The following is a 26,131-nucleotide window of genomic DNA, read 5'->3' on the forward strand; positions in this document are numbered from 1 at the left end:
AGTAGTTATCAGTAGTTATCCCCCTCCATCGGGCAGTTTCCCAGACATTACTCACCCGTCCGCCACTCGTCACCCGAGAGCAAGCTCTCTGTGCTACCGTTCGACTTGCATGTGTTAGGCCTGCCGCCAGCGTTCAATCTGAGCCATGATCAAACTCTTCAATTAAAAAGCTTGATGCTCAAAGAATTAAACTTCGTAATGAATTACGTGTTCACTCTTGAGACTTGATATTTTTGAGCCCGAAGGCTTTTGATATCTGTCCTGTGAGTGCCCACACAGATTGTCTGATAAATTGTTAAAGAGCAGTGCCACACATTCTTCTGTGGCGCGGGATGCGTATATTACGCTTTCCGCTTTGTGAGTCAAGCATTTAATTTGCTCTTCTCACTGGTCGGATGCCTGAGCATCCTGCTAACCCGGTGGGCGATAAGCCGTTGTTCCGTGTCAGTGGAGGCGCATTATAGGGAGTTTCTGCCGGCTGACAAGGGCTATTTTTAAAAAAGTTTTCGACTGCTCTTTTTTCCGCCATAACGCGCTTTAAAGCGGCAATACCTCTACTTTTGGGAAGCCATAGCGCAGTAATACGGGCATTAACTGCGCCACTTCCGGCGTCAGCGCCATGCAAAAAGCGAGATTCTCTTCCACTGAGCGTGCATCCGGCGATTCATGCTCCAGTAGCCAGGCGGTGCGACGCGCAATTGCCGCACCGGAATCAATCAGTCGCGTCCCTTCCGGCAGCACGGATTGCAGCTCTTCGCCAATCAGCGGGAAGTGGGTACAGCCTAATACCACCGTATCGGGCGGTTCCTGCATTCGCAGCCAGGGCCGAAGAATACGCTGCAGGGCCACCTTATCAACCGGCACGCCGTGCAGCTTTGCTTCTGCTATCTCAACCAATTCGGCCGATCCCAGCATCTCGGTTTGGCACTCCCCGGCAAAGCGGGCGATCAGCTCATGAGTATAAGGACGCTTGACCGTGGCGCGCGTGGCCAGCAGACCAACGACCCCGTTACGGGTAAGACGCGCTGCCGGCTTAATCGCCGGTACCACTCCCACCACCGGAAAGTCGAAGCGAGTGCGCAGCGCCGGGAGTGATACGGTACTGGCCGTATTGCAAGCGATCACCACCAGCGCCAGCGGATAGCGCTGCGTCGCTGCGGAAATGATCTCTACGACACGTTCCACAATAAACGCTTCCGTCTTTTCTCCGTAGGGAAAGGCGACATTATCGAAAGCATACAGATAATGCAGATCCGGCAGCAATTGCCGGATCTCATCGTAGACAGACAATCCGCCGACGCCGGAGTCGAACACCAGCACGGTAGGCCGGAGAGGGAGATCAGAAGGAGTAGGTGCCGCTGAGGAAGAATTCTCGTCCCGGTGTCTGGTAGCCATAAACTGTCTCGTAATCTTTATCGAACAGGTTAGCAATTCTACCATGAACCGTCAGGTGAGCGGTGACCGGATACGCAGCCGCGATATCCCACAGACTGACGCCACCCATTTTTATCCTGCGCACGGGATAGCTGTTAAAGTCCTTATCATAGCGCTGTCCCAGATACTGCCAGGTCAGCGACCAGTCGACCGCATAGAGCGTCCAGTCCAGCTGATACTTCACCTGCTGTTTAGCACGCCGCAGCAGCACCTCATGCGTAGATGCATCCCGCGGATCCAGGTAATCCAGGACGAGCTGATGGCTGAGTGGACCGGTATCAAACGAGGCCGTTGCCTCCACCCCTTTGAGGGTTGCCTTGGCAATATTGTAATAGCGGAATGTGATGGGATCGCTATCCACCAGATGATCAATATCGTTTCGGTAACCGCTAATCCGCCAGCTAACGGGACCGGTTAATCCCTCCACGCCGGCCTCCCACTGCTTACTGTCTTCCGGCCGCAGAGCGGCATTGCCATAAAAATTGCTGTAGAGCTGTGCCAAATTGGGCGCCTTAAAGGCCGTACCGTAGGACGCGATCAGACGGTAGCCCCCCGCGAACTCCCAGCCGGCGCTGCTTTGCCAGGTGCTGTGCCACCCAAACTGGGAATTATCATCGCCGCGCACTGCCCCCTCTAGCGTAAAGTCGCCCAGCTGCTGTTGCGCCGTGGCGTAGAGTCCGGTATTGCGGATCGCCGTGCCGGTTTCCAGAGAGCTGGTTCCCGGCTCGCTGGTCTGTTTTTGCCAGTCGACGCCGCCGCTCAGCGTACCCTGCCCTACCTGAACGGCATTACCCCACTGCAGATTGTACTGCTTACTCTCATCGAGAGACGTGGCCGCCGCGTAGCGTCCGAGCCGCGGATCGTAGTTATAATCTTTGACGTGGCTGTAGCTGGCAATCAGCTGCGAAGAATAAATCCCCTCATGATAGCGCAGGCCGCTGTCCCAGGTTTGGCTGTAGAGTTGACGCGTATCCACCAGAGCGCCCGGAACGCTGTAGCTTTCACTGTTATCATAGGCGGTACGATTGTCGAAACCGAAGCCGCGCACAAAACCACTCCACTGCGCGCTGAAATCATGACTTACCGCGCCATACAGCGTCTTACTCATAAAACCATCGCGATCCGGTTGCGCCGGGCCGTAGTCGTTAGGATAGCCGGCCTTAACATCGAACCCGCGCGTATAGGTATAATCGCCCGCCAGCGTCACCAGCGTGTCTTCCCCTAACGCTTGCTGCGTGGCGCCAGTGTAGTTTTGATAACCATGAGAACCGATCCCAGCGCCCAGCGTGGTGCCCTCGCCTTCGCGGGTCGTGATAATATTTACCACCCCGCCGATGGCATCGGAACCGTATACGGCCGAACGCGCGCCGCGCACGTACTCAATGCGCTGCACCAGCGCCAGTGGAATCTGGCTGATATCCGCAGAGCCGCTGATCCCCGACTGATTAAGGCGGATACCGTCGATCAGCACCAGCACGTGATTCGAATTACTGCCGCGGATAAACAGCGAGGTTTTTTGCCCCATGCCGCCACTTTGTACGGCATCGACTCCGGGCAGTCGTCGCATCACGTCGTTGAGGCTTTTCGCCTGCCAACGATCAATCTCCTCACGGGTAACCACGGTGGTCGGGGCCAGGACGGACGAGACCGGCTGCTGAAACCGGTTGGCGGTCACTACCTGAACAGTGTCGGCGGCAGGCTGCGCGCTGCCGGGCTGCGCCCAAAGCGAAAACGCCGTGACGCCAGCGGCGTACAGCGGGAGTGTTTTGTTATTCATGATAAAGCATCCACACTATCATCAGGATGCCGCAGAGATACGATCGATAGCACGCGATGATCGTAGACATTGCGACGGACTCCGGCAGGTCTTCGGGCTCACGTCATAATAGAGGTAACAACTTCCCATCCCGCAGGACAGTGTTTGTCCAGACCGTTACCTCCGACACGTTTACCGCTGCGCGTCAGCTCCAGAATTTCACTGGATTCCCTTCGCCGGCTGGCGCAGTCTACGGTGAAGAAGGCCAGGAATCCAGACTCCCAGCCATCTTCATTTCGGCAAGGCTGGACATCGTCAGGTGAATCCCTACAATCGCCCGTCATCTATGCTAATTACCGAGAATCGTCATGACACCCGAACACCTTCCGATTGAACAGTATGATGCCCAGCTGGCGGAAAAAGTCAGCCGCCTGCAGGGGATGATGACGCCGTTTGCCGCACCCACGGCGGAAGTGTTCAGGTCGCCGGTCGAACACTACCGCATGCGCGCGGAGTTCCGCATCTGGCACGACGGTGACGATCTGTATCACATCATTTTCGATCAGCACACCCGTCAGCATATCCGCGTCGACAGCTTTCCCGCTGCCAGCGAGGCCATCAATCGCCTGATGCCAAGGCTGATTGCCGCGCTGCGTGAGCAGCATCTGCTGCGCTTCAAGCTGTTCCAGATTGATTATCTGGCCACATCGCACGGCGAGATGGTGTTTTCTTTGCTGTACCACCGCCGGCTGGACGCCGACTGGCAGCAGGCTGCCGAGGCGCTGCGCGATACGCTGCGCGAAGAGGGATTCGCTGTACAGCTGATTGGTCGCGCCACCAAAACCAAAATCTGTCTTGATCGTGACTACGTCGACGAACGCCTGACGATTGCCGGGCGCGAGATGATTTACCGTCAGGTTGAAAACAGCTTCACGCAGCCTAACGCCGCCATCAACGTCCATATGCTGGAATGGGCGCTGGACGTCACGCGCGATGCCCGCGGCGATCTGCTGGAACTCTACTGCGGCAACGGCAATTTTTCACTGGCGCTGGCGCGCAATTTCCGCCGCGTACTGGCCACCGAGATCGCCAAGCCATCGGTAGCAGCCGCGCAGTTTAATATCAAAGCTAATCAGATTGATAACGTGCAAATCATCCGCATGGCGGCAGAAGAGTTTACCCAGGCAATGAACGGCGAACGGCGTTTTAATCGTCTCGAAGGCATCGACCTGAGCACCTATGAATGCGAAACGATTTTTGTCGATCCGCCACGCAGCGGTCTGGATGCCGAAACGGTGAAGATGGTGCAGGGCTACCCGCGCATTCTCTACATCTCCTGCAATCCGGAGACGCTGTGTGACAATCTGCAGACGCTGTCGGCGACGCATCAGATTAGCCGACTGGCGCTGTTCGATCAGTTCCCCTACACCCACCACATGGAGTGCGGGGTACTGCTGACCCGTCGCGATTAAAAGAAAGGGGCGTCTCGCCCCTTTACTCAGGATCGCTTGCGCTGCATTTTCAATACAATCCAGAATACCAGCGCGACCATCAACAGGGTGGGAATAAAGTTTGACCCAATGTCCGGATATTCAACGCGCACCAGCGCGCTGTAGACCAAAACCCCCAGCAGGAAAAAGGCCGCGGCCAGCGAGGGCATCCCTTCCGGCATTGCGCGGTTGAGATAGCGCTGATGCAGGCACCACGCCGCCAGCGCCAGCGTTAACAGTGGAAAAATCGAAAAAGGCACATAGCTGCTAAACAGCGCCGTAAACGCACCATTAAGCGAAAGTCCGGTAATACACGCCAGTAACAGCGTTCCCTTGTCGCGATGTGACGCTACGTTCATAGCGGCCTCCTCAGTCTGCACAGGTGTCAGGGGATTTCAGGGATACCGCCAGTTTTTCCTGCTCCCGGCGATACCAGTAGTAGCTGCCTTTCGAGATCATGCGCAGTTGCAACACCAGCCGCTCTTCCAGCTGTCGTCGCTGATCCATATCGATATCCAGCGCTTCGGCACCGGCGTTAAACACGATGATCACCATCGCTTCAGCCTGCGCTTCGGTAAAGCTGCGCGGCATGCGATTCTCCAGCTCAAGGTAATCGGCCAGCTCGGCAATAAAATGCTGGATCTCGCGGGCGACGGCGGCGCGGAATGCCGCAGACGTACCGGAACGTTCGCGCAGCAGCAGGCGGAAGGCGTTGGGATTATTGCCGATAAATTCCATAAAGGTAGAGACAGACGTGCGAATGACGCTGCCTCCTTTCGCGATGCGCTGACGCGCCTGACGCATCAACTGGCGCAGCATCAGGCCGCTCTCATCGACCATCGTCAGGCCCAGCTCGTCAACATCGCGAAAATGGCGGTAGAATGAGGTGGGTGCAATGCCGGCCTCACGGGCGACCTCCCGCAAGCTTAGGCTGGCAAAGCTGCGCTCAGCACTCAACTGGCTAAATGCTGCTTCAATCAGTGAACGTCGCGTACGTTCTTTTTGCTGTGCTCTGACGCCCATGTTAGTGCCTGTTATCTCAGCCAGAAAGGCACTATAGCAAACTTTTCAGCGTACAGACCTCACAACTTTGTGAACGACTATTAATTGCCGACTTTGACAATTTGAGCCGGATATTTCGCACTGTAATTGGGATATTCAGGGTGAGATGTTAGAATCTCGTTGTAAAATTGTATAAAAAACAGGACGCATGTTATGTCTCAGTCTTACGATTATGATGCGATTATCATCGGCTCCGGCCCGGGGGGGGAAGGCGCCGCCATGGGACTGGTTAAACAGGGCGCACGTGTCGCGGTCATTGAGCGTTATCACAGTATTGGCGGCGGCTGCACGCACTGGGGAACAATCCCGTCCAAAGCGCTGCGTCACGCGGTCAGCCGCATCATCGAATTTAACCAGAATCCGCTCTACAGCGATCACTCCCGCCTGCTGCGCTCATCGTTTGCTGATATTCTGAATCACACTGAAAACGTCGTTAATCAGCAGACGCGGATGCGCCAGGGATTTTACGAACGTAACCACTGCGAGCTGTATCAGGGCGATGCCCAGTTTGTGGATGCCAACACCGTCGAAGTACGCTTTCCGGATGGCTCAGTCGAACGGCTGACCGCCGAAAAATTTGTCATCGCCTGCGGCTCACGTCCTTACCAACCGGCCGATGTCGATTTTAGCCATCCGCGCATCTATGATTCCGATTCAATCCTCAATCTGCACCACGAGCCGGGCCACGTCATCATCTACGGCGCCGGGGTAATTGGCTGCGAATATGCTTCCATATTTCGCGGACTCAACGTAAAAGTGGATTTAATCAACACCCGTGACCGCCTGCTGGCATTCCTGGATCAGGAGATGTCCGATTCGCTCTCCTACCATTTCTGGAACAGCGGCGTGGTGATTCGCCACAATGAAGAGTTTGAGAAGATTGAAGGGGTGGAGGATGGCGTGATTGTCCATCTGAAGTCCGGCAAAAAAGTGAAAGCGGACTGTCTGCTGTACGCTAATGGCCGCACCGGCAACACCGACTCGCTGGCGCTGGACAGCATTGGCCTGCAGGCCGACAGCCGCGGGCTGCTAAAGGTAAACAGCATGTACCAGACGGCACAGCCGCACATCTACGCGGTGGGCGACGTGGTCGGCTATCCAAGCCTTGCTTCTGCGGCTTACGATCAGGGACGCATTGCGGCACAGGCGATGATCAAAGGTGAAGCTACCGCCCACCTGATCGAAGATATTCCCACCGGCATCTACACCATTCCGGAAATCAGCTCGGTGGGCAAAACCGAACAGCAGCTGACCGCCATGAAAATCCCGTATGAGGTGGGTCGCGCGCAGTTCAAGCACCTGGCCCGGGCGCAAATCGTGGGTATGAACGTTGGCAGCCTGAAGATCCTGTTTCATCGCGAGACCAAAGAGATCCTCGGGATCCACTGCTTCGGCGAGCGCGCGGCAGAGATCATTCACATCGGCCAGGCCATTATGGAACAGAAGAACGGGGGGAATACGATCGAATACTTCGTCAATACCACCTTCAACTATCCCACCATGGCCGAAGCCTACCGCGTAGCGGCGCTGAATGGGTTAAACCGCCTCTTTTGACCGCGCCGCCATACAACCGGCCATGTGACTCTTAATGGCTTCTGCCAGCTGCTCATAGCGGCTGCGCAGCGGCGAGCCAGGCCGGTACACCAGCGCGATGGTGCGCTTCGGTTCCGGTTTGATGCAGGAGAGATAGCACACCCCGTCCCGCACCCGCTCCTGCGGTACCGCCAGCGATGGCAGCAAGGTGATGCCGCTGCCGGCGGCCACCATATTGCGCAGCGTTTCCAGACTGGTGGCGCGAAAATGCGTGTCTTCGTCTGCCCCGGCCTCAAAGCAAAAACCCATCGCCTGATCGCGCAGGCAGTGACCATCTTCCAGCATCAATAGCTTCTCGCCGGCGAGATCGGACATCGGGACCCGGTCGCGATCGTGCCAGGGATGATCCTGGTACACCGCCAGCTTCATGGGTTCGTCAAACAGCGGTACTTCAATAAACGCCTCGGTCTCTTTCACTAACGCCAGGATGGCGCAATCAAGCTTACCGCTGTCCAGCTGGCTCAGCAGCTGCTGCGTCTGGGCTTCGTGTAAATACATTTCCAATTTGGGAAACGTGCGGTGCAGCATCGGGATGATCTGCGGCAGCAGATACGGACCCACGGTAGGGATCAGGCCAATATGCAGCGGGCCGGACATCGCTTCGCCCTGCTGGCTGGCCATCTCCTTCAGGACCTTCACCTCGCGCAGCACGGTGCGCGCCTGGTCCACCAGTAGCAAACCGGCCTGTGTGAACAAAACCTTGCGGCTGGTTCGCTCCAACAGCATCACGCCCAGCTCATCTTCCAGTTTACGAATCTGCCCGCTCAGCGTTGGCTGGCTAACGTGGCAGGCATCCGCCGCGCGTCGAAAATGCCGGTGTTCAGCCAGCGCGACCAGGTACTCTAAATCCCGAATATTCACTGCACCCCCACTTACGATAGTTGGTAACGATAGAAAGCATAGCAACGAACGATTATCCCTATCAAGACAGGTTAAGCATAATCCCTGGCAACGCAACAATAAACGCATTTTTCGCCATAACACATTGAAACAGGAGATGTGATGTTTACCACTCAGGAAGGTAAAACCGTACCGCAGGTGACATTCCATACCCGTCAGGGCGACCGCTGGGTTGATATCACCACCGACGAACTGTTCAATAACAAGACCGTTATTGTGTTTTCACTGCCGGGGGCATTCACGCCGACCTGCTCCTCCAGCCACCTGCCGCGCTATAACGAGCTGGCCGGGGTATTTAAGCAGCACGGCGTCGACAGCATCCTGTGCGTGTCGGTCAACGACACCTTCGTTATGAATGCCTGGAAAGCCGATCAGCATGCTGAGCACATCCAGTTTATTCCCGATGGCAACGGGGATTTCACCCGCGGGATGAATATGCTGGTTGAAAAAGCCGATCTGGGATTCGGGCCGCGCTCCTGGCGTTACGCGATGCTGGTGCGCAACGGCGTGGTGGAAAAAATGTTTGTCGAACCCAATCAGCCTGGCGACCCGTTTGAGGTGTCCGACGCGGATACCATGCTGCGCTGGCTGGCGCCGCAATATAAGCTGCAGGAATCGGTTTCGCTGTTCACCAAGCCCGGCTGTCCGTTCTGTACCAAAGCCAAGCAGATGCTGATTGACAGAGGGATGCAGTATGAAGAGATCGTACTGGGCCAGGACGCCACTACCGTCAGTCTGCGGGCGGTGAGCGGCCGGGCGACCGTTCCCCAGGTGTTTATCGGTGGCCGCCACATCGGCGGCAGCGATGACCTGGAACAGTATCTGTTAACCGCCTGACAGCTTATTCACTGCGCCAACACCAGGGCGTTGCGCAGGCGTTAGCCAGATCCATGACAATAACTAAACGATTGACGAGTTTTCGCGGGCCACGCATGAGCCCGCTTTTTTTTCACCTTTATTTCAGCCGGGCATGCGCTTCGGCAATCGCCGCGGCGACCTGCTGCGGCGCCACGCCGCCTTTGGCATTACGCTTATCCAGACACGACTGCAGCGCCAGGATGGGATAAACATCGTCACCTATAACGTCGCTGAACTGACGCAGATCTGTGAGCGACAGCGCCTCCAGCGCCACTCCCTGGCGTAACGCCTCCACGACCGCCTCACCCACGATGTGGTGTGCTTCGCGAAACGGTACGCCTTTCGCGACCAAATAATCCGCCAGCTCGGTGGCATTGGCGTAGCCCTGTTCAGCCGCTTCCTGGCAGCGCGGGCGTTTTACCTGAATGCCATCCAGCACCAGCGTGGCCATATGCAGGCAGTCAGACCAGGTATCCAGCGCGTCAAACAGTCCCTCTTTGTCCTCCTGCATATCTTTGTTGTAGGCCAGCGGCAGGCCTTTCAGCGTCATCATCATGCCGGTCAGCGCGCCCTGCACGCGCCCGCACTTGCCGCGAATCAGCTCCAGCGCATCGGGATTCTTTTTCTGCGGCATCAGTGACGAACCGGAGGTCACACGGTCAGAGAGTTCAACAAAGCCCGCCTCACCGGTATTGAAAAAGATCAGATCTTCGGCAAAGCGCGATAAATGGATCATGCCAATCGAGGCCGTGGAAAGCAGCTCCAGCACGTGGTCGCGGTCGGACACGGTATCCAGGCTGTTGCGGGTGGCGGAGGCGAAACCCAGCCAGCCGGCCAGCTGTTCACGGTCAATCTCGTAGGCGGTACCGGCCAGCGCGCCGCAGCCCAGCGGGCTGACATCGAGGCGCTTCAGCGCATCCTGCAGCCGGCTTTCGTCGCGGGCCAGCATCTCAACATAGGCGAGGCACCAGTGGGCAAAAGTTACCGGCTGGGCGCGCTGCAGATGGGTGTAGCCCGGCATAACCGCATCCTGATTGGCGTCTGCCGTGGCCACCAGCGCCTGCTGTAGCTGGCGAACCGTCAACTGCAGTTCATGAACTTGCCCTTTACACCACAATTTCAGATCGGTCGCGACCTGATCATTGCGGCTGCGGCCGGTATGCAGTTTCTTGCCCAGCGCGCCAACTTTATCGATCAGTTTACCTTCTACCCAGCTGTGAATATCTTCGGCATCGCTCGTCAGAATCTGCTCGGGATTCGCCCGTACCTCTTCCAGCAGCACGTGCAGCGCCGCCTCCAACTGCTGTTGCTCTTCGGCGGTCAGCACGTTCACGGTTACCAACGCTTTGGACCAGGCGACAGAGCCAACAATGTCCTGCTCGGCCAGTCGATAATCAAAACGCAGTGAATCATTAAACTGTTTAAACCGCCGATCGGCTGCCTGTGTAAACCGTCCGCCCCAAAGTGCCATCGTCTTCTTCCTTCTGTAAAAGCAGGGCCAGACAAGTCCGGCCCTGAGCAAACTCAAACATCCTGCCGTTCAGTCGGCGATAATTACTTCTGCTCGTTCAGTGCCCGAATGCGGGAAGAGAGCGAGAACAGGCGGATAAAGCCGCCGGCGTGGCGGTGGTCGTACACCTCATCTTCCCCAAAGGTCGCGAACGCTTCGGAGTAGAGGCTGTTGCCCGAGGTTTTCTGTAGCGCAGTGACCTGACCTTTGTACAGTTCCAGAACTACCTCGCCGTTAACGTCTTCGGCCAGCGCCTCCGCGGAAGCCTGCAGAGAGCGACGCAGCGGTGCAAACCAGCGGCCATCATACACCACGTAGGACATCTCGAGGCCGAGCTGCTGACGCCATTTGAAGCTATCGCGGTCAAGTACCAGCTGCTCAACGGCGCGCAGGGCGGACATCATGATGGTGCCCCCCGGCGTTTCATAGCAGCCACGCGACTTCATGCCGACCAGACGGTTCTCGACAATATCGATCCGTCCCACGCCGTGCTTCGCCCCCAGTACATTCAACGCTTCCAGACACTGGAACGGACTCATTGCCTGGCCGTTGACCGCGACCACTTCGCCTTTAGCAACCGTCACAGTGACCTGCTCGGCCCGATCCGGCGCCGCTTTGGGATCCACCGTCCATACCCAGCAATCCTGATTGCTGGCGTTGGCCGGACTTTCCAGCACGCCACCCTCGGTGGAGATGTGCCAGGCGTTTTCATCCCGGCTGTAAATTTTTTCCAGCGAGGCGGTAGTCGGAATATCCCGCGCTTTCAGGTAGTCGAGCAGGGCTTCACGCGAGCGCAGATCCCATTCACGCCACGGCGCAACCACTTTCAGCTGTGGTGCCAGCGCGGTGTAGGTGGATTCAAAACGGACCTGATCGTTACCCTTCCCGGTCGCACCGTGGCACAGAGCATCCGCGCCCACTTTCAGCGCCAGCTCCACCTGCGCTTTGGCGATAATCGGCCGCGCCATGGAGGTCCCCAGCAGATAGGTGCCCTCGTACAGCGCACCGGTTTTCAACACCGGGTAGACGTAATCGCGAATAAACTCTTCGCGCAGGTCAACCACGTGGCACTCCGATGCGCCGGACTGCAGGGCTTTCTTCTCAACGCCCACCAGGTCTTCACGATCCTGACCAATATCGGCCACGAAGGCGACCACTTCACAGCCGCCGTAATGCTCTTTCAGCCACGGAATGATGGCCGACGTATCGAGGCCGCCGGAATACGCGAGTACGATTTTTTTGATGCCTGGGTTTTGCATGGTCTTAGTCCTTGAATACGAAGTCGAGACAGAAAAAATTAGGCCAGAATACGGGTACCAATCGCGGTGCCATTGAACAGCGTCGGCAGCTGCTCCGCATGACGCCAGCTGGCAATATCAACCGGGCGGCCCAGAGTACGGGCGGCATCCAGCGCGGCATGCACTTTGACAATCATGCCGTCGGTGATAACCCCCTGGGCGATCAGCTGTTCCGCTTTGGCCGCGGTCATTTCAGGAATGCGCTGACCTTTGCCATCGAGAATGCCACTGACGTCAGAAAGCAGCACCAGATCAGCGCCCAGCGTAGCGGCCAGCGCGGTAGCGGCCTGATCGGCGTTCACGTTCATCAGGGCGCCGTCTGCCGTAATGCCGATCGAGCTGACCACCGGCAGATAGCCGGCCGCCAGCAAGGTATTGATCAGCGCCGGCGATCCTGGCTGCGCCAGCCCAACGTGACCGAGCGCCGCATCAAGCTGGGTTACGCTGACGCTATCGCCATCCGCCAGCGACAGCCCGACCGCATGGATGCCGTACTTCTTCGCCCACGCCAGCAGCGTCTTATTCGCCGTGCCCGCCAGCGCGCCGGTAATAATGTCAATCTGGTCGGCAGGCGTCACCCGCAGACCGTTCTTTTTCTCCACCGGCAGAGAGAGCTGCTTCATCAGCTCATCCACCAGGCAGCCACCGCCGTGAACGATCACCAGCGGACGCTGATACTGCTCGCGGTAAGCCAGCAGCGCAGCAAACAACCGGGCCAGCGCCTCTTCACTGTCGAGCAGCACGCCACCGAGTTTAATAATTAATGGAGTTGTCATCATTACGGCTCTCGCAACTTAAATAAGTGACTGGGTTTCAGCAAACCCGAAACGGATATTCAAACACTGTATCGCCTGCGTGGCGGCGCCCTTCAGCAGATTATCCACGGCCGAGACGATAATCAGGTGCTCACCCTGCACGGCAAAGCCGATATCGCAATACGGCAGGCCGACTACACCGTTAATTGACGGTACGCCCCGGTCATAGAGCCGCACCAGCGGTTTGTGGCGATAGGCCTGCTGATAGCTCTCCGCAACCGCTGCGGCGGTAACGTCCGGCTGCAGGCGGCAGGTAATGGTTTCCAGAATACCGCGCGGAAACGCCCCCAGATGCGGGGTAAAAATCACCGGGGTGTCCAGGTGACGGGCGATTTCAGGCTGATGGCGGTGATGGAAAATACCGTAGGGCTGCAGGCTTACTTCGCAAAAGCTGGTCTTCATCGAGGCCTTACGCCCCGCGCCGCTCACGCCGCTGGTGGCATTGATCACCGGCCACTGGTCGCCATGCAGCAGCCCGTCCTGAAGCAGCGGCTTCAGCGCCAGCTGCGCCGCCGTCGGATAGCAGCCCGGCACCGCCACCAGCTCCGCCTCTCTGATGGCCGGCGCGTTCCATTCGGCGAGGCCGTAAACGGCCTTGTTCAGCCAGTCTGGGTGCTGATGGGTAAAGCCGTAAAAATCGCGATAAAACGCCTCATCGGTAACGCGAAACGCCCCGGACAAATCGAACACCACGCAGCCAGCGTTGAGGAACTGCGGGGCCAGATCGTGGCTCACCTCATGCGCGGTGGCCAGAAACACGACATCGACCTGTTCAGCCAACGCCGCCGGATCCTGCAGCGGCTGCAGCGGCAGATCGATCACGCCTTTCAGCTGCGGATGCAGTTCGGAGAGCAATTTCCCCGCATCCGGGCTTTGCGCTGAGACCGCCAAAGCGGTTATGTTCATATGCGGATGGCGATTCAAACGGGTTGCAAGCTCAACGCCAGCATAGCCACTGGCACCCACGATCAGCGTATTCAACATCGGGCTGGACACCTTCTTACAGTCTCATCATTCCGGGGCCGCGCCTGCCGGCAGGACTCCTGTGATACCAGGCGATTGGCAGCGGCATTTATCCGTTTGCTTTCACCCTCACCTGGATGTATTTTTATTCACTATTAATGCATGAATATTGATACATCCTAACGCAAGGACCGTCAACAGTGAAGACAAAATTACCGCCTTTTCTTGAACTCTACCGCCAGCTGATTGCCACGCCGTCGATCAGCGCTACCGACAGCGCGCTGGATCAGAGTAATGAAGCTTTAATCAATTTACTGGCCGGCTGGTTTCGCGATTTAGGGTTCCGCGTGGACGTGCAGCCGGTACCGGGTACGCGCCACAAATTTAACATGCTGGCGCGCAGCGGCAGCGGCGCCGGCGGGCTGCTGCTGGCAGGCCACTCGGACACGGTGCCGTTTGACGACGGACGCTGGACGCGCGATCCCTTTACCCTGCATGAGCACGACAATAAGCTCTACGGACTGGGTACCGCCGACATGAAGGGCTTCTTTGCCTTCATCCTCGATACGCTGCGCGACGTCGATCTGACCACGCTAAGCAAGCCGCTGTATATTCTCGCCACCGCCGATGAAGAAACCACCATGGCCGGAGCCAGTTACTTTGCTCGCACCACCACCCTGCGTCCGGACTGTGCGATCATCGGTGAACCCACGTCGCTCAAACCGGTGCGGGCACACAAAGGCCATCTCTCCAAGGCGATCCGTATTCAGGGTCAGTCTGGCCACTCCAGCGATCCGGATCGCGGCGTCAACGCCATTGAACTGATGCACGAATCCATCTCCCAGCTGATGACGCTGCGCAACACGCTAAAAGCGCGCTATCACCACGACGGCTTTGCCATTCCTTATCCGACGATGAACTTTGGCCACATCCACGGTGGCGATGCGCCTAACCGCATCTGCGCCTGCTGCGAGCTCCACATGGATATTCGTCCACTGCCGGGGCTGACGCTGAGCGATTTAGATGGCCTGCTGCAGGAAGCGCTGGCGCCGGTCAGCGCCCGCTGGCCGGGACGCTTGACGGTTGGCGAGCTGCACCCGCCGATTCCCGGCTATGAGTGCCCGCGCGAGCATGCGCTGGTGCAAGTGGTGGAGAAGCTGCTCGGCACGCCAACGGAAGTGGTCAACTACTGCACCGAAGCGCCTTTTATTCAGGAACGCTGTCCAACGCTGGTGTTGGGGCCCGGTTCGATTAATCAGGCGCATCAGCCGGATGAATATCTGGATACGGCTTTTATCAAGCCCACGCGCGAGCTGATTGCGCAAGTGGTACAACATTTTTGTCAGCAATGAGGCACCGCAGGGGAAAATCCCGGTTTTTTTCCCCTTTCCCCTGCCATCGTCCAGCTTTCGGGATAAGCTTAACTTATCCCACTCCCGTGTAATTAAGTTTCATAAATTCTCGTCAGTTAGCGACACATTTTCCCGTTTTTTACGGCAATTGACGAACGGTTAGTTACATGGCTAGATAAAAGACAAGCTTATCCCCGCTGGGGCTGAAAGAAAGTTACATCATTTACAGGAAGGGTGTCAGGGGTCCTATGAACGAACAATATTCCGCAATGCGAAGTAACGTCAGTATGCTCGGCAAACTGCTCGGGGATACGATCAAGGAAGCACTGGGTGAGCATATTCTCGACCGGGTGGAAACCATCCGTAAACTCTCCAAGTCGTCCCGCGCGGGAAATGACGCCGATCGCCAGGCGCTGCTGAATACGCTGCAGACGCTGTCGAATGATGAACTGCTGCCGGTGGCCCGCGCCTTTAGCCAGTTTCTCAATCTGACCAACGTCGCTGAGCAGTTTCACACCATCTCCGCCAACGGCGAGGGCGCTCATCATCAAGCCTTGCTCACCCACACCTTCGCGCGCCTGAAGCAGCAGCCCGATCTGACCGAGGCCCACATCCGCGAGGCGATCGAGTCACTGTCGCTGGAACTGGTCCTGACCGCGCATCCGACCGAAATCACCCGCCGCACGCTGATCCATAAGCTGATCGAAGTGAACACCTGCCTGAAGCAGCTCGACCATAACGATCTCTCCGATTACGATCGCAACCAGATTATGCGCCGCCTGCGCCAGCTGGTGGCCCAGGCCTGGCACACCGATGAGATCCGTAAATATCGTCCAACGCCGGTCGATGAGGCCAAATGGGGCTTTGCGGTAGTGGAGAACAGCCTGTGGGAAGGCGTACCGCGCTTCCTGCGCGAGCTGAACGAGCAGGTGGAAGCAGCCTTTGGCTACAGGCTGCCGGTAGACTTTGTGCCAGTCAAATTCACCTCGTGGATGGGCGGTGACCGCGACGGCAACCCCAACGTCACCGCACCGATCACCCGCCATGTGCTGCAGCTGAGCCGCTGGAAGGCCACCGATCTGTTCCTGAAAGATATCGCAGTACTGATTTCAGAACTGTCGATGTCCGAGTGCAATGACGAAGTCCGCGCGCTGTGCGGCGATCCGGACGCGCTGGAGCCCTATCGCGAGATCATGAAGCGCCTGCGCAGCCAGCTAATGAGCACCCAGTCCTATCTGGAGCGCCGGCTCAAAGGGGAACTTCTGCCGCGGCCGTCTGACCTGCTCATCACCAATGACCAGCTGTGGGATCCGCTGTGGGCCTGTTACCAGTCACTACAGGCCTGCGGCATGGGCATCATTGCCAACGGTCAACTGCTCGACACCCTGCGTCGGGTCAAATGCTTTGGCGTGCCGCTGGTGCGTATCGATCTGCGCCAGGAAAGTACCCGCCATACCGAAGCGATTGCCGAAATCACCCGCTACCTGGGCCTTGGCGACTATGAAAGCTGGTCGGAAGCCGACAAACAGGCGTTTCTGATCCGCGAGCTGAACTCCAAGCGGCCCCTGCTGCCGCGCCAGTGGGAGCCGAGTGACGATACCCGTGAAGTGCTCGACACCTGTCGCGTAGCGGCAGAAGTCCCGCAGGGTTCGATTGCGGCCTACGTCATTTCCATGGCCAAAACCCCCTCCGACGTGCTGGCGGTCCACTTGCTGCTGAAAGAGGCGGGTATCACCTACGCGATGCCGGTTGCGCCGCTGTTTGAAACCCTTGACGATCTGAATAACGCCAATGCGGTGATGACCCAGCTGCTGAATATCGACTGGTATCGCGGCTTTATTAACGGCAAGCAGATGGTGATGATTGGCTACTCCGATTCGGCGAAAGATGCCGGCGTGATGGCCGCCAGCTGGGCGCAATATCAGGCTCAGGACGCGCTGATCAAAACCTGCGAAAAAGCCGGCATTGCGCTGACGCTGTTCCACGGTCGCGGCGGCAGTATTGGACGCGGCGGTGCCCCGGCCCACGCGGCGCTGCTCTCACAGCCGCCGGGCAGCCTGAAGGGCGGACTGCGGGTAACGGAACAGGGCGAGATGATCCGCTTTAAATACGGTTTGCCGGAAATTACCCTCACCAGCCTGTCGCTGTATACCGGCGCCATACTGGAGGCCAACCTGCTGCCGCCGCCGGAGCCAAAACAGGAGTGGCACGCGATTATGGACGATCTGTCGCGGGTCTCCTGCGATATGTACCGCGGCTACGTGCGGGAAAATAAGGACTTCGTACCCTACTTCCGCTCGGCTACGCCAGAGCTGGAGCTGGGCAAGCTGCCGCTGGGCTCCCGTCCGGCTAAACGCCGACCGACCGGTGGCGTCGAATCGCTGCGCGCCATCCCGTGGATTTTTGCCTGGACGCAGAACCGCCTGATGCTGCCGGCCTGGCTGGGCGCCGGCGCCGCGCTGCAGAAAGCGATGGAACAGGGGCATCAGGCACAGCTGGAAGCCATGTGCCGCGACTGGCCGTTCTTCTCAACCCGCCTGGGGATGCTGGAAATGGTCTACTCCAAAGCCGATTTGTGGCTGGCAGAGTATTACGATCAGCGTCTGGTGGACAAGTCGCTCTGGTCGTTGGGCAAAGAGCTCCGCGAACAGCTGGAGGCCGATATCACCACGGTGCTGACCATCGCCAATGATGCCCACCTGATGGCGGATCAGCCGTGGATTGCCGAATCCATAGCCCTGCGCAACGTCTATACCGACCCGCTCAACGTACTGCAGGCCGAGCTGCTTCACCGCTCCCGGCAGCAGGAAGTGCGCGGTGAGGCGCCGGATCCCTGTGTTGAACAGGCGCTCATGGTCACCATCGCCGGCGTCGCCGCCGGGATGCGCAACACCGGCTAGGTCATAAAAAAAGGGAGCCGTCAGGCTCCCTGTCTGGATAGCGTACCGATCAGGCCAGTACGCTCGCCGCCGGACGCACGCCCAGCGTGTGGCAAATTGCATAGCTCATTTCCGCGCGGTTCAGCGTATAAAAATGGAAGTCCTTCACGCCCTCGCGACTGAGGATTTTCACCATATCCATCGCCACGCTGGCACCGACCAGCTTCCGCGTTTCCGCATCGTCATCCAGACCGGCAAACATTTGCGTCATCCAGTGCGGTACGCGAACGTTAGTCAGGGTGGCGAAGCGCTGTAGCTGCTTAAAATTGGACACCGGCAGGATCCCCGGCACGATTTCAACATCAATACCTGCGGTTACGCAGCGGTCACGAAAGCGCAGATAGCTCTCAACGTCGAAAAAAAACTGGGTAATGGCGCGACTGGCCCCGGCATCGATTTTACGCTTCAGGTTAATCAAATCCGCCTGCGCGCTGCGCGCTTCCGGATGGACTTCCGGATAGGCCGCCACGGAAATATCAAAGTCGCCAACCTCTTTCAACAAAGCGACCAAATCCGCTGCATACATCTCCGGCCTGCCGCTCCCGGGCGGCAAATCACCGCGCAGTGCGACAATATGCCGGATACCGTTATGCCAGTAGTCCTGCGCAATGGCGCGCAGTTCATCGCGGGTCGCATCGACGCAGGTCAGGTGCGGTGCCGCCTCCAGTCCCGTACGATCTTTAATCCCTTTGATTATCGAGTGGGTGCGGTCGCGCTCTCCCGAATTCGCACCGTAGGTCACCGAAACAAACGTGGGTTTCAGGCTGCTTAGCCGATCGATGGAGTGCCACAGGGTTTCTTCCATTTCACTGGTTCGGGGCGGAAAAAATTCAAAGGAAACATTAATTTGCCCGTTCAGCTCTGCCAGACTCTGGTTCAGCGCATCGCGCTGGTTGGCGTGAAAAAAACTCATGGCGCGTTACCTCATCCGTCGTTCAGTCAGTATCGTGAAAATGAACTTCTATACGTTTAGACGTCCAGATGCTCAAAATGACCTGATTTCGCCGCAGCGTCAACAAAAAAAAGGGATCGCCAACATGACATCTGTTCATGCCAGATGAAAAAAATTCAGCATCGAAAACACCGTGGGAGGATCGGTGCAGACGGCACCCGGAGAGTGTGCGGCGCGGCCAGGTGACTCCCCCGGGCCGCGCCGCGGCGTGCCGTTACAGCAGCTGCGCCAGCCGGTTAATATCGGACTGAATGGCCCCGGCGGTGACATCGCGCCCCGCCCCCGGACCGCGAATCACCAGCGGATTATCGCGATACCAGCGGCTTTCAATAGCAAACACGTTGTCACACGGCAGCAGCGCCGCCAGCGGATGGTCCGGACGTACCGCCTCCACGCCAACGCGCGCTTTGCCGTTAGCATCAAAGCGCGCCACGTAGCGCAGCACCATCCCTAACTCCTGCGCCGCCTCAAAACGCGACAGCATCTGCTCATTCAGCGCTTCGCCGTGCTCAAAGAAGTGGTCCACCGACTCCGCTTCGCTGCCGGCCGGCACCAGCGACTCGACGCGCACCTGCTCCGGCTCAATCGGATAGCCCGCTTCGCGGGCGAGGATCACCAGCTTGCGCATCACGTCCAGGCCGGAGAGATCCACCCGCGGATCCGGTTCGGTCAGTCCCTGCTGCCAGGCTTGATCAACCAGCTCGGTAAATGGCACCGTGCCATCAAATTGCAAAAACAGCCACGACAGCGTGCCGGAGAAGATACCGCTAATGGCCAGAATGGCATCACCGCTGTCGCGTAGGTCCCGCACGGTGTGATTGATCGGCAACCCGGCGCCGACGGTCGCGTTATACAGCCAGTGACGACCGGTTTTAGCAAACGCATCACGGATTTGCCGCCAGCGATCGCCGCTGGCAGCGCCGGCCACTTTATTTGCGCTAATCACGTGAAAACCGTGACTGGCGAAATCCAGATACTGATCGGCCAGCGATTCGCTGGCGGTAACATCCAGCACCACCAGGTCATCAAAGGGGTGCGCGCGCATCCATAAAAACAGCGACTCTTCATCACGCACTTCAGCTTCATCCTGGAAAAACGCCAGCGCCCGGCTGGCGTTCAGGCCATCATAGCTCAGCAGACTGCGGTGGCTGTCCGCCACTCCGGCCAGCACGAACTCAAAGCCGGTGCGGGCCGACAGGTTCTCCTGCTCACGAGCAAACAGCTCCAGCCAGCGCGATCCGATATTGCCTTTGCCAAACAGCATCAGGCCAATGCGCTTCTCCGCGCGAAATAGCGACTGGTGCAGCCCCTGAATCAGGTGCTCCGTTGGCCCGACGCGCAGTACCGCCACCAGACTAATGCCGTTCTCCGACTGCCAGATAAACTCGACCGGCTGATCGTTAAGCTGCTGCCAGAAGCGGTGGCTGTGCAGCGGATTACGGGTGACGCCGGCGCCCACCATTGCCACCAGCGCCAGACCGTCGCGCAGCTGAATATGGCCCGGCAATCCGGCGTCCTGGAGCAGGCTCAGCGCGCTGCTGACCACTTCCGCGGTGTAACACAGCTGGAGCAGATTGCGATCGGGATGCACGCCGGTTGCCAGCGGACGCAGCTGCGCGCGCGTCAGCAGGTGATCGATGTCTTTCTGCAGCACAGCAAAGTCATGCTGAGGCGGCACCTGAAATTCAATCAGGCAGACGTCGTCGTGGCTGGTCACAATGCGGGCACCGGTGCCGGATGCCAGCACGCGCTCGATGCGCGTGGAGCCCTGCTCCGGCTGATAGCTGCAGCGCAGCTGCAAATCGATATCGCTGCCGGAAACCGGCTGTAGGGTACGGGTATGCAGTACCGGTGCCGCCAAACGCGCCAGTTCGCTGGCTTCATCCAGCCGCAGCAGCGGCAGCAGGCAAGCATCGCTGACCTTGCGCGGATCGGCACTGTACACCCCGGCTACGTCGCTCCAGATGGTCACGCGCGACGCCCCCGCCAGGGCGCCAATTTGCGTCGCAGAATAATCGGAACCGTTGCGTCCCAGCAGCACGGTTTCTCCAGCGTCATTACGGCAAATAAAACCGGTCACCACCAGCCGCTTATGCGGATGCTGTGCGATTATCTGCTGTAGTAAATTAAATGACTTACCTTCATCCACCTGCGGCTGTGCGGCACGTTCGGCGCGTAAAAAATCACGGGCGTCCAGCCAGTCAGCGGTGATGTCACGCTGATTGAGCACCGCGGCCATCAGTCTTGCCGACCAGATTTCCCCGTGCCCCACCACTTCAGCGTATGTCGCATCGCTCATCGGACCGTCCAGCAGCCCCGCCAGCCGCTCCAGATCGCGGATAAACGCCGTGGTCAGGAGCGCCGCCGGCTCCTCCGGCAGCAGTCCGGCAATCAGCTCGCTATGGTAACGCCGCAGCGCCTGCTGCACCTGATGCGCCGACAGCCGATCGCTCTGCGCCAGATTCAACCATTTAATCAATTGGTTAGTGGTACTGCCGGCGGCGGACACCACCATCAAATCGCCGGGGTGGCTGTACTCTGCCATGATGCCGGCCACGCGCTGGTAGCAGCGGGCATCGGCCAGGCTGCTACCGCCAAATTTGTGCAACTGTCGCCCTTCTGTCCCGGCGACGGAGGATATAGCCATGGTTTACCCCTCGGCGGCGACCTGGAAGGCCTGTTCCAGGTCAGCGATTAAATCGTCGTGGTCTTCAATGCCCACCGACACGCGCAGCAGCGTATCGGAAATGCCGGCCGCCGCGCGTGCTTCTGCTGACATCCCCGCGTGGGTCATGGTCGCCGTATGGGAGATCAGGCTCTCCACCCCCCCCAGCGACTCTGCCAGCGTGAACAGCTGCAGCGCCTTCAGGAAGCGGCGCAGTCGCGTCTCGTCACCGTCCAGTTCAAAACTTAGCATGGCGCCAAACCCTTTTTGCTGACGCACCGCAAATTCGTGGCCGGCGTTCTCCGGCAGGGAGGGATGATACAACTTTTTCACCAGCGGTTGCTGACGAAGATAATCTACAATCGCCAGCGCATTACGCTGGGCTGCCGCCATACGCGGTGCCAGGGTGCGCATGCCGCGCAGCAGCAGATAGCTATCAAACGCGCTGCCGGTGACGCCAATATTATTCGCCCACCACGCCAGTTCAATGGCGCGCTCGGGATCTTTCGCAATCACCGCGCCCGCGACGACGTCGGAGTGTCCGTTCAGATACTTGGTGCACGAGTGGATCACCAGATCCGCACCCAGCGCCAGCGGATTTTGCAACGCCGGGCTTAAAAAGGTGTTATCGACCACGCTGATCGCCCCGGCCTCGCGCGCCGCCTGGCAAATGCCGTCCACGTCCACCACGCGCAGCAGCGGATTACTCGGGCTCTCCACCAGCACCAGCGCCGGTTTTTCCGCCAGCGCCGACGCCAGCGCCGCGCTATCACCCTGATCGATAAACTTCACCCGATACGCCCCGCGTTTCGCCAGGCTGTCAAACAGTCGGTAACTGCCACCGTAGCAGTCATGGGGGGCGATCAGTAGATCGCCCGGTTTAAGATAGACGGTGGTCACCAGATGGATCGCCGACATGCCGGTATTGGTCATCACCGCGCCGGCCCCCCCCTCCAGCTCCGCCAGCGCGCGCTGCACCACATCGCGCGTTGGATTACCGCGGCGCGAATAGTCGTGCGCACGCGGCGTGTTGAAATCGGTAAAATTGTAGGTGCTGGAGAGGTGAATGGGCGGCACAACACAGCCATACTGTTCGTCATCGTTCAGGCCGCTACGGACGGCGATGGTCGCCTGTTTACGCGTCATGGGGATCCCTGTTTCAGCTGATTAGTCGCAGAGCGCTAGCCTAAACCCTCCCCTAGTGGACGTCAATACATCTGGACATCTAAATGTCTTTGCGTATAGATTGAGCATTAACCAAAATGCCGCTACTATAAGCAGAAATAGCCTGACCATTCGCGGGTCTTCTCGGGAAGATTAAGCAGACTATGCTGGCTCCTGTTAGTCAGCAGTGTCAAAATCGGGCATAATCAGCCGATTTCCGGCATTTCTACTATCAATAATGACAAGGTAACCCATGGCTGAATGGAACGGCGAATATATCAGCCCGTACGCTGAGCACGGCAAAAAGAGCGAACAGGTCAAGAAGATCACGGTATCTATTCCGCTGAAAGTATTGAAAATTTTGACAGATGAGCGCACGCGTCGTCAGGTAAATAACCTGCGTCACGCCACCAACAGTGAGCTGCTGTGCGAAGCGTTTTTGCATGCCTTTACCGGCCAGCCGCTGCCGGATGATGTCGATTTACGCAAGGAGCGCAGCGATGAGATCCCGGAAGAGGCGAAGAAAATCATGCGCCAACTGGGAGTGGATCCCGATACCTGGGAATACTGAGCCTGCGCCTCTGGCGGACAGCAGACACAAAAAAACCCAGCCGCGGCTGGGTTTTTCTTTCTCTGCGGCAGAATAACCGCACAGCAGTACTTACTTGCTGCCTGGGATGCTGAAGCGCTTGTTGAAGCGGTCAACACGGCCACCGGTGGCAACATCACGCTGCTTACCAGTGTAGAACGGGTGGCATTTAGCACACACGTCCAGGTTCAGGTCGCGACCCACGGTAGAGCGGGTTTTGATTTCGTTACCGCAAGAACATTTTGCAGTAATTTCAGCATACTTAGGATGGATATCTTTTTTCATGGCACACCTCGGTAAAGGCCGTGTCGCTCTCCCGTGCCAGAGATAACCCTGCACCGGTACCACACGAAGTTAATATTTCAGGGAACTTTGACGGTAAAAATACGCATCAAAGGCGGCGAATCATACAGAAAATCACCGCGTGCCGCAATCCGAACCGCACATTTACCTTGCCACCGTGTACACTGTGTGGCCTGTCCCACTGATGGATATATCCATGACCGTAGTACGGATTGCCCTCGCTGTCCCTCTGATGCGCTGCTTTGATTACCTGCTGCCGGCGCCGCTGCGCGCGGTGGTGGGCGGCCGCGTCACCGTTCCCTTTGGTAAACGGCAGGCAACCGGCATCGTCGTCGCGGATAACGTCACCAGCGAGGTCGATCCGGCGCAGTTAAAAGCGGTTAGCGCCGTCATCGATAGTGACTCACTCTACCCGCCCTCACTGTGGCGGATCCTGCTGTGGGCGGCGGACTATTATCATCATCCGCTGGGCGAGGTGCTGTTTCACGCCCTGCCGGTGCTGCTGCGTCAGGGCAAACCGGCGGAAGAAGCACCGCTTTGGCAGTGGGTCGCCAGCGAAACCGGCCTCGCGGCCCCGCCGGACACCCTCAAGCGCGCCCCCAAACAGCAGCAGGCATTGGCCATGCTGCAGCAGCAACCGCTGTATCGTCATCAGATCGGCGGAGAATCCTTTACCGAGGCGGCGCTGCAGGCGCTGCGGGCCAAAGGGCTGTGCGATCTGCAGGCGCGCCCGCGCGCACCTGTTGACTGGCGCACCGGCTTTGCCATTCAGGGCGAACGCCTGCGCCTGAATACCGAACAGGCCACCGCCGTGGGGGCGATCCGCAGCGAAGACGATCGCTTTGCCGCCTGGCTACTGGCGGGGATCACCGGTTCCGGTAAAACGGAGGTCTATCTCAGCGTACTGGAAAACGTGCTGGCCGCCGGTCGGCAGGCGCTGGTGATGGTGCCAGAAATTGGCCTGACGCCGCAAACTATCGCCCGCTTTCGCGAGCGCTTTGCCGCCCCGGTTGACGTACTGCATTCGGCGCTGAATGACAGTGAGCGCCTGGCCGTCTGGCTGCGCGCCCGCCGCGGGGAGACGGCCATCGTCATCGGCACCCGCTCAGCGCTGTTTACGCCATTCGCCCGCCTGGGCGTGGTAATCATTGATGAAGAACATGACAGCTCCTATAAGCAGCAGGAAGGCTGGCGCTATCACGCCCGCGACCTGGCCATTTTTCGCGCCCGGGAAGAGGCGATCCCTATTGTCATGGGATCGGCCACGCCCGCGCTGGAGACGCTGCACAATGTACAAAGCGGTAAATACCGGCAGCTGATCCTGAGCAAACGGGCGGGAAACGCCCGCCAGGCAACCCAGCGACTGATCGATTTAAAGGGCGCGGTGCTGCAGGGCGGACTCTCTCCGGCGCTGGTTGCCGCGATGCGCCAACACCTGGCGGCCGATAATCAGGTGCTGCTATTTCTGAACCGTCGCGGATATTCACCCACGCTGCTGTGTCACGAATGCGGCTGGATAGCCGAATGTCAGCGCTGCGATCGCTACTACACCCTGCATCAACAATCGCGGCAGCTGCGCTGTCACCACTGCGACAGCCAGCGACCGATTCCGCATCAGTGTCCCCAGTGTGGCTCGACCCATCTGGTGCCGGTTGGCGTCGGTACCGAGCAGTTGGAAGAGCGGCTGGGTGAGCTGTTTCCCGGCGTACCGCTGTCGCGCATCGATCGCGATACCACCAGTCGGAAAGGCGCGCTGGAAGCGCAGCTGGCGGAAGTGCACCGCGGTGGCGCACGCATTCTGGTCGGGACGCAAATGCTGGCGAAGGGGCACCACTTTCCCGACGTTACGCTGGTCTCACTACTTGACGTTGACGGCGCGCTGTTCTCGGCCGACTTCCGCTCTGCCGAACGTTTCGCTCAGCTCTATACCCAGGTGGCCGGCCGCGCCGGCCGCGCCGGCAAGCAGGGTGAGGTGTTGCTGCAAACTCACCATCCGGAGCATCCGCTTCTGCTCACGCTGCTGCAGAAAGGCTACAATGCCTTTGCCGCTGACGCGCTGAACGAACGGCGCCAGGTACTACTCCCGCCGTTTACCAGTCATATCTTGTTCCGGGCGGAAGATCACGATAACCAGCAGGCGGCACAGTTCCTGCATCAGCTGCGCACGCTCCTCTCGGCCAGCCCGCTCGCCGACGAACAACTGTGGCTGATGGGCCCGGTGCCGGCGCTACAGGCCAAGCGCAGCGGACGCTTCCGCTGGCAGCTGCTGCTGCAGCATCCTTCACGAGCGCGGCTGCAGCGGCTGATGAAAGCCAGCTATCCGCTGATCCAGACCCTGCCGCAGGCGCGTAAGGTAAAATGGACCCTGGACGTCGACCCGACGGAAAACTGAGCACATCTGCGAGCAGGATCGAAAAAAGTCGCTTAAGTCACAGTTTTTATGCAAATTAAGTAACCGCTTGCGCGGGCTTCTGATATGAATGTCACC

The 26,131-nt window shown here is 58.5% G+C and carries 20 protein-coding genes, 1 rRNA gene and 1 riboswitch; of the genes, 7 read left to right on the forward strand and 14 right to left on the reverse strand.

Going from position 1 to position 26,131, the window contains the following annotated elements; all coding sequences use genetic code 11:
* From BS626_RS18695 to btuB, 3 genes are all read right to left on the reverse strand, one after another.
* Positions 1-165, reverse strand: a 16S ribosomal RNA gene (locus BS626_RS18695); the annotation flags it as partial.
* Between the two features lie 372 nt (positions 166-537).
* A complete protein-coding gene (gene murI, locus BS626_RS15230) occupies positions 538-1,395 on the reverse strand; it encodes a glutamate racemase (protein ID WP_075183243.1) in 858 nt (285 codons plus the stop codon).
* Positions 1,340-3,211, reverse strand: coding sequence for a TonB-dependent vitamin B12 receptor BtuB (gene btuB, locus BS626_RS15235; protein WP_075183244.1), 1,872 nt, complete (start codon positions 3,209-3,211; stop codon positions 1,340-1,342). The genes murI and btuB overlap by 56 nt, the downstream gene beginning before the upstream one ends.
* 65 nt (positions 3,212-3,276) lie before the next feature.
* A riboswitch (cobalamin riboswitch) is annotated at positions 3,277-3,475 on the reverse strand.
* An 83-nt stretch (positions 3,476-3,558) separates the two neighbouring features.
* Here btuB and trmA point away from each other — a divergent pair.
* Positions 3,559-4,662 carry a tRNA (uridine(54)-C5)-methyltransferase TrmA gene (gene trmA, locus BS626_RS15240; protein WP_075183245.1) on the forward strand — a complete coding sequence of 368 codons (1,104 nt, stop codon included), beginning with the start codon at positions 3,559-3,561 and terminating at the stop codon, positions 4,660-4,662.
* Between the two features lie 26 nt (positions 4,663-4,688).
* Here trmA and BS626_RS15245 read toward each other — a convergent pair whose 3' ends face one another.
* Both BS626_RS15245 and fabR read right to left on the reverse strand, forming a co-directional pair.
* Positions 4,689-5,039, reverse strand: coding sequence for a YijD family membrane protein (locus tag BS626_RS15245; RefSeq protein ID WP_075183246.1), 351 nt, complete (start codon positions 5,037-5,039; stop codon positions 4,689-4,691).
* A 10-nt stretch (positions 5,040-5,049) separates the two neighbouring features.
* Positions 5,050-5,703, reverse strand: a complete 654-nt coding sequence (gene fabR, locus BS626_RS15250) for an HTH-type transcriptional repressor FabR (protein WP_075183247.1) — start codon at positions 5,701-5,703, stop codon at positions 5,050-5,052.
* A 192-nt stretch (positions 5,704-5,895) separates the two neighbouring features.
* Between fabR and sthA the strand changes: the two genes are divergently transcribed.
* Positions 5,896-7,296, forward strand: a complete 1,401-nt coding sequence (sthA, locus tag BS626_RS15255; RefSeq protein WP_075183248.1) for a Si-specific NAD(P)(+) transhydrogenase — start codon at positions 5,896-5,898, stop codon at positions 7,294-7,296.
* Here sthA and oxyR read toward each other — a convergent pair.
* Entirely contained in the window at positions 7,279-8,196 is a 918-nt protein-coding gene (oxyR, locus tag BS626_RS15260) for a DNA-binding transcriptional regulator OxyR (protein WP_075183249.1), read from the reverse strand. The two genes, sthA and oxyR, sit on opposite strands and share 18 nt — an antisense overlap.
* A gap of 141 nt (positions 8,197-8,337) precedes the next feature.
* Here oxyR and BS626_RS15265 point away from each other — a divergent pair, with 141 nt between their 5' ends.
* Positions 8,338-9,072: a glutathione peroxidase gene (locus tag BS626_RS15265; RefSeq protein ID WP_075183250.1), complete on the forward strand. Its 735-nt coding sequence runs from the start codon at positions 8,338-8,340 to the stop codon at positions 9,070-9,072.
* 118 nt (positions 9,073-9,190) lie between these two features.
* On the opposite strand, the gene argH is transcribed toward BS626_RS15265, so the two are convergent.
* The 4 genes from argH to argC form a co-directional block, all read right to left on the reverse strand.
* Positions 9,191-10,564 (reverse strand): argininosuccinate lyase, encoded by a 1,374-nt coding sequence (argH, locus tag BS626_RS15270; RefSeq protein WP_075183251.1) that lies wholly within the window; start codon positions 10,562-10,564, stop codon positions 9,191-9,193.
* A gap of 83 nt (positions 10,565-10,647) precedes the next feature.
* Positions 10,648-11,862 carry an argininosuccinate synthase gene (locus BS626_RS15275; protein WP_075183252.1) on the reverse strand — a complete coding sequence of 405 codons (1,215 nt, stop codon included), beginning with the start codon at positions 11,860-11,862 and terminating at the stop codon, positions 10,648-10,650.
* 38 nt (positions 11,863-11,900) lie between these two features.
* Positions 11,901-12,677 (reverse strand): acetylglutamate kinase, encoded by a 777-nt coding sequence (gene argB / locus BS626_RS15280; protein ID WP_075183376.1) that lies wholly within the window; start codon positions 12,675-12,677, stop codon positions 11,901-11,903.
* Between the two features lie 18 nt (positions 12,678-12,695).
* Positions 12,696-13,700: an N-acetyl-gamma-glutamyl-phosphate reductase gene (argC, locus tag BS626_RS15285; RefSeq protein WP_075183253.1), complete on the reverse strand. Its 1,005-nt coding sequence runs from the start codon at positions 13,698-13,700 to the stop codon at positions 12,696-12,698.
* Between the two features lie 179 nt (positions 13,701-13,879).
* On the opposite strand from argC, the gene argE reads away from it, so the two are divergent.
* Positions 13,880-15,031: an acetylornithine deacetylase gene (argE, locus tag BS626_RS15290; RefSeq protein ID WP_075183254.1), complete on the forward strand. Its 1,152-nt coding sequence runs from the start codon at positions 13,880-13,882 to the stop codon at positions 15,029-15,031.
* 248 nt (positions 15,032-15,279) lie between these two features.
* Positions 15,280-17,931: a phosphoenolpyruvate carboxylase gene (gene ppc, locus BS626_RS15295; RefSeq protein WP_075183255.1), complete on the forward strand. Its 2,652-nt coding sequence runs from the start codon at positions 15,280-15,282 to the stop codon at positions 17,929-17,931.
* 49 nt (positions 17,932-17,980) lie between these two features.
* Here ppc and metF read toward each other — a convergent pair whose 3' ends face one another.
* From metF to metB, 3 genes are all read right to left on the reverse strand, one after another.
* Positions 17,981-18,883: a methylenetetrahydrofolate reductase gene (metF, locus tag BS626_RS15300; RefSeq protein WP_075183256.1), complete on the reverse strand. Its 903-nt coding sequence runs from the start codon at positions 18,881-18,883 to the stop codon at positions 17,981-17,983.
* Positions 18,884-19,136: 253 nt separating this feature from the next.
* Entirely contained in the window at positions 19,137-21,569 is a 2,433-nt protein-coding gene (locus BS626_RS15305) for a bifunctional aspartate kinase/homoserine dehydrogenase II (RefSeq protein ID WP_075183257.1), read from the reverse strand.
* Between the two features lie 3 nt (positions 21,570-21,572).
* Positions 21,573-22,733 carry a cystathionine gamma-synthase gene (gene metB, locus BS626_RS15310; protein WP_075183258.1) on the reverse strand — a complete coding sequence of 387 codons (1,161 nt, stop codon included), beginning with the start codon at positions 22,731-22,733 and terminating at the stop codon, positions 21,573-21,575.
* Between the two features lie 271 nt (positions 22,734-23,004).
* Between metB and metJ the strand changes: the two genes are divergently transcribed.
* A complete protein-coding gene (metJ, locus tag BS626_RS15315) occupies positions 23,005-23,322 on the forward strand; it encodes a met regulon transcriptional regulator MetJ (RefSeq protein ID WP_075183259.1) in 318 nt (105 codons plus the stop codon).
* Positions 23,323-23,412: 90 nt separating this feature from the next.
* Here the strand turns inward: metJ and rpmE are convergent, their stop codons facing one another.
* Entirely contained in the window at positions 23,413-23,625 is a 213-nt protein-coding gene (gene rpmE, locus BS626_RS15320) for a 50S ribosomal protein L31 (RefSeq protein ID WP_075183260.1), read from the reverse strand.
* A 214-nt stretch (positions 23,626-23,839) separates the two neighbouring features.
* Here rpmE and priA point away from each other — a divergent pair, with 214 nt between their 5' ends.
* Positions 23,840-26,035, forward strand: a complete 2,196-nt coding sequence (priA, locus tag BS626_RS15325; RefSeq protein ID WP_075183261.1) for a primosomal protein N' — start codon at positions 23,840-23,842, stop codon at positions 26,033-26,035.
* Positions 26,036-26,131: the final 96 nt, after the last annotated feature.

Origin of the sequence: Pantoea sp. 1.19 (genome assembly GCF_001922585.1) — a bacterium.
Taxonomy (GTDB): Bacteria; Pseudomonadota; Gammaproteobacteria; order Enterobacterales; family Enterobacteriaceae; genus 1-19.

What these genes read in the sequence shown, in the direction of transcription:
- murI (WP_075183243.1), bottom strand. Translation starts at nt 1,395, where the DNA reads ATGGCTACCAGACACCGGGACGAGAATTCTTCCTCAGCGGCACCTACT.
- btuB (WP_075183244.1), bottom strand. Translation starts at nt 3,211, where the DNA reads ATGAATAACAAAACACTCCCGCTGTACGCCGCTGGCGTCACGGCGTTT.
- trmA (WP_075183245.1), top strand. Translation starts at nt 3,559, where the DNA reads ATGACACCCGAACACCTTCCGATTGAACAGTATGATGCCCAGCTGGCG.
- BS626_RS15245 (WP_075183246.1), bottom strand. Translation starts at nt 5,039, where the DNA reads ATGAACGTAGCGTCACATCGCGACAAGGGAACGCTGTTACTGGCGTGT.
- fabR (WP_075183247.1), bottom strand. Translation starts at nt 5,703, where the DNA reads ATGGGCGTCAGAGCACAGCAAAAAGAACGTACGCGACGTTCACTGATT.
- sthA (WP_075183248.1), top strand. Translation starts at nt 5,896, where the DNA reads ATGTCTCAGTCTTACGATTATGATGCGATTATCATCGGCTCCGGCCCG.
- BS626_RS15265 (WP_075183250.1), top strand. Translation starts at nt 8,338, where the DNA reads ATGTTTACCACTCAGGAAGGTAAAACCGTACCGCAGGTGACATTCCAT.
- argH (WP_075183251.1), bottom strand. Translation starts at nt 10,564, where the DNA reads ATGGCACTTTGGGGCGGACGGTTTACACAGGCAGCCGATCGGCGGTTT.
- BS626_RS15275 (WP_075183252.1), bottom strand. Translation starts at nt 11,862, where the DNA reads ATGCAAAACCCAGGCATCAAAAAAATCGTACTCGCGTATTCCGGCGGC.
- argB (WP_075183376.1), bottom strand. Translation starts at nt 12,677, where the DNA reads ATGACAACTCCATTAATTATTAAACTCGGTGGCGTGCTGCTCGACAGT.
- argC (WP_075183253.1), bottom strand. Translation starts at nt 13,700, where the DNA reads ATGTTGAATACGCTGATCGTGGGTGCCAGTGGCTATGCTGGCGTTGAG.
- ppc (WP_075183255.1), top strand. Translation starts at nt 15,280, where the DNA reads ATGAACGAACAATATTCCGCAATGCGAAGTAACGTCAGTATGCTCGGC.
- metF (WP_075183256.1), bottom strand. Translation starts at nt 18,883, where the DNA reads ATGAGTTTTTTTCACGCCAACCAGCGCGATGCGCTGAACCAGAGTCTG.
- BS626_RS15305 (WP_075183257.1), bottom strand. Translation starts at nt 21,569, where the DNA reads ATGGCTATATCCTCCGTCGCCGGGACAGAAGGGCGACAGTTGCACAAA.
- metB (WP_075183258.1), bottom strand. Translation starts at nt 22,733, where the DNA reads ATGACGCGTAAACAGGCGACCATCGCCGTCCGTAGCGGCCTGAACGAT.
- metJ (WP_075183259.1), top strand. Translation starts at nt 23,005, where the DNA reads ATGGCTGAATGGAACGGCGAATATATCAGCCCGTACGCTGAGCACGGC.
- rpmE (WP_075183260.1), bottom strand. Translation starts at nt 23,625, where the DNA reads ATGAAAAAAGATATCCATCCTAAGTATGCTGAAATTACTGCAAAATGT.
- priA (WP_075183261.1), top strand. Translation starts at nt 23,840, where the DNA reads ATGACCGTAGTACGGATTGCCCTCGCTGTCCCTCTGATGCGCTGCTTT.